Here is a 254-nt window from a genome sequence, read left to right as displayed (position 1 = left end):
CGGACTGTTTACGCAGGAGCGCGTTGCAGCCTCTGCGAACCTTTTCCTGGACGGTTTGCTGGGTGACGAGCGGCGGACGACTGGTTGGATGCGTGCTGAGGCGGCCGGTGATTCCGGTCCGTGGCGGCAACAAGCCATTCTGGGGCGCGGGCGCTGGGATGCAGATGAGCTGCGCATCATCGTACGAGAGTATGTCGTAGAAAACCTCGCCACGGATGATGCGGTCCTGGTCATCGACGAAACAGGCTTCCTCA

Annotated in this window: 1 protein-coding gene; it reads left to right on the top strand. The window is 61.4% G+C overall.

Translation table 11 applies throughout. The features are described from left to right. Window positions 1–4: 4 nt before the first annotated feature. Window positions 5–254, top strand: a 250-nt coding sequence (locus tag HWD97_RS24385) for a transposase (RefSeq protein ID WP_371835827.1), incomplete at its 3' end; no start/stop codon positions are given.

The organism is Ochrobactrum sp. C6C9 (assembly GCF_022627935.1).
Classification (GTDB): Bacteria; Pseudomonadota; Alphaproteobacteria; order Rhizobiales; family Rhizobiaceae; genus Brucella; species Brucella teleogrylli.
Note: the sequence above shows the minus strand (reverse complement) of the source record. Positions and strands in the feature narration are given on the sequence as shown.